Here is a 2,901-nt window from a genome sequence, read left to right on the forward strand (position 1 = left end):
CTATTCCTAAACACTGCTTTGATCCAGGCGTAGCCTGTCACCAAATTTAATATAAAGCTGAGAGATGGTCAAGCCCCAATTATGGATGGGCATGGTCCATTTCTTGGTGATTTCCCGGATTACCAGGTAAAGAAGCTTCAGCAGCGCCTGTTGGGAGGTGAAAGCCCCCTTGGTCTTGGTGATCTTGCGCACCTGCCTGTGCATCCCCTCGATGGGATTGGTGGTGTAGATCACCCTTCGCACATCCCCGTCATATTCGAAGAACGTGGAGAGGTTATCCCAGTTCTGCAGCCACGATTTGGCCGTGAGCGGGTATTTCCTGCCCCATTTCTCCTCGAACTCAAGCAATCTTTCATAGCCCTGTTCTGCGTTCACGGCTTTGTAGACAGGCTTGAGATCTTCCATCACGGTTTTCTTCTCCCTATCGGGAACATACTTCATGCTGCTGCGTATCTGGTGGACGATGCACAGCTGGACACGGGTCTTGGGAAAAACCGCTTCTATGGCCTGGGGAAAGCCCTTCAGCCCATCGATGCAGGCGATCAAGATATCCTCCACACCACGCTGTTTCAGGTCGGTCAGTACCGAGAGCCAGAACTTGGCACCCTCGGCTTCCGAAAGGTAGAGACCGATCAGGTCCTTGCGGCCATCGATATCAATCCCCAGGATGTTGTAGATGGCACGGCTCTCGACCGCCCCGTTATGCCGGATTTTGTAATGCATGCAGTCCAGGAAAACGAACGGGTAAACAGCATCCAGCGGACGGCTGCGCCATTCGGTTACCGCCGGAAGCACCGCATCGGTGATACGGGATATCTCCGTGGCCGATATCTCCATGGCATACATCTCCCGGATGTAATCGCTGATGGCACGTGTGCCCATGCCGCGGGCATACATGCTCAACACATTGCCCTCCAGTTCCTCGGTGATGATCAGTTGTCGTTTAGGCACGATCTTGGGCTCAAATGAGCCTTCGCGGTCACGGCCCGTTTCCAGCTCGAAGCTGCCACCGCTCAGGCTCCTGACCGTTTTCCTGCCCTTGCCATTGCGCCGGTTGGACCCGCCGGAGGATTTATCCTCCTCAAGGTGGTTATCCAACTCGCCATCCAGCATGGATTCCAATAGGTGTTTCAGCATGGGCGCCAATACGCCGTCAGTGCCGCCGGCCTTCTTGCCAGCGTACAAACCTTCCATCGCTTCCTGCTTGAAGCGCTCGAAGTCAAATGGGCTTTTCTCTTTCATTAGCATGTCACTTGATATTTCGAATGTAAAACTATTTATTCGTTTTATCCAGTGACACAGTTGGGGGTACACTCTCGAAGCACACCGCCATTTTCTTTCCCATCAAACTTGGTGTGAACAATATCCCGATTTAATAAAACCGTATTTACTTTTAGCGATTGCTTACGGCAATATTAACTTTATCACGAACATCATTACTGATTACATTTTTGTAACCAAACAATTTCCCGCCATTTTTGATTGTTGGCATTTTGACACAATCAATCCGTTTGACAAGCGATTTAAGGGCGACTTTATTGAAACGCTGAAACTCTTGGAATTGGTAAAGAAAACTTACAACATTCACAACTGACAGTCAAAACTAACGAGGGTAAAAATTACCCTTATCTTTTCAACGAGAGTAAATTTTTAGTATTTTTACCCTTGTATTAAAAACGAGAGTAAAACTTACACTTGAAGAATATGAGCAAATTCGACCGTAAAATACCGTATAACGACTTGCCTTTGCTACCGCCAAAGGCAGACATTGAAACGAAAAAGATACTTCGCAAAACCATTTCGGCAGGTAGGGCTTTGGCTCAACTGAATGGCACTTTAATGAATTTGCCCAATCCAACTCTGTTTTTAGACACGATTTATTTACAAGAAGCAAAAGCAAGTTCTGAAGTAGAAAACATCATTACAACAAACGATGAACTTTACAAATCGTTGGTAGCTGACAGAAAAGTTGAAAATTCAGCCACCAAAGAAGTTTTGAGTTACAAAGAGGCTCTTTGGTTGGGATTGGAACAGTTAAAGAAAAAACCGTTCATCACAACCAATCTTTGCATTAGCATTGTTCAATGTATCAAACAAAATACGGCTTCAATTCGGGTTACACCCGGAACGACATTAAGCAACACAAAAGGCGAAGTAATTTACACACCGCCAAGTGGCGAAAAGGTTATCCGTGAAAAATTGGCGAATTTGGAAAAGTTCATCAACGAAGATGAAAGCATTGACCCTCTTATCAAAATGGCATTAATGCACTATCAGTTTGAAGCGATACACCCATTTTCAGACGGCAACGGAAGAACAGGACGAATTTTATTGTTGCTGTATCTCAAACTTTCGGGTTTGTTGGATACACCTGCAATTTATTTGAGTGAATACATTATAAAACATAAAGCGGATTATTACAAGCGTTTGCGTAGCGTAACCGAAAACAACGAGTGGGAAGCCTACATTTTGTATATGTTGGATATGATTGAAGAAACTTCGGTAAAAGGCTTAGAACGACTGAATAAAATCGCAACAATAATGGACAAAACCGCAAACGAAATCAAAAGAAAATTGCCGAAAATTTATTCAAAAGACTTGATTGAAATTTTGTTCCGTTTGCCATACACCAAACGCCAACATCTAATTGATGAAAACATCGGAAACTTAAAGACAGTCGGAAATTATTTGATAGCGTTAGAAGAAAGCGGATTTTTGAAATCAGTAAAAGTCGGAAAAGAAAAATTATACTTGAACCAACAACTATTGGAAATATTGGAGAACAAAGAATAACAGCCGATAACACGGGTAACCGTTGCACAACCCCGATTTTCTAAAATTTGCTTAGAAAACTGACTTTTCACAAAGCGATTTCAGTCGTTTTAACGATGGCTTTTTTTA

At 44.0% G+C, this 2,901-nt stretch carries 2 protein-coding genes; one reads left to right on the forward strand and one right to left on the reverse strand.

Annotated elements, in window-relative coordinates:
- Positions 1-6: 6 nt before the first annotated feature.
- Complete coding sequence (locus A37S_RS0122350) at positions 7-1,242, reverse strand: IS256 family transposase (protein ID WP_028298865.1); 1,236 nt, start codon at positions 1,240-1,242, stop codon at positions 7-9.
- A gap of 462 nt (positions 1,243-1,704) precedes the next feature.
- On the opposite strand from A37S_RS0122350, the gene A37S_RS0122360 reads away from it, so the two are divergent.
- On the forward strand, positions 1,705-2,793 hold the full coding sequence (locus tag A37S_RS0122360; RefSeq protein ID WP_028298867.1) for a Fic family protein: 1,089 nt from the start codon (positions 1,705-1,707) through the stop codon (positions 2,791-2,793).
- Positions 2,794-2,901 lie beyond the last annotated feature (108 nt).

It is taken from the genome of Olivibacter sitiensis DSM 17696 (genome assembly GCF_000427965.1).
In the GTDB taxonomy this organism is placed as follows: domain Bacteria; phylum Bacteroidota; class Bacteroidia; order Sphingobacteriales; family Sphingobacteriaceae; genus Olivibacter; species Olivibacter sitiensis.

Excerpts from the sequence above, each read along its gene's own strand:
- A37S_RS0122350 (WP_028298865.1), bottom strand. The coding sequence starts at position 1,242 with ATGAAAGAGAAAAGCCCATTTGACTTCGAGCGCTTCAAGCAGGAAGCG.
- A37S_RS0122360 (WP_028298867.1), top strand. The coding sequence starts at position 1,705 with ATGAGCAAATTCGACCGTAAAATACCGTATAACGACTTGCCTTTGCTA.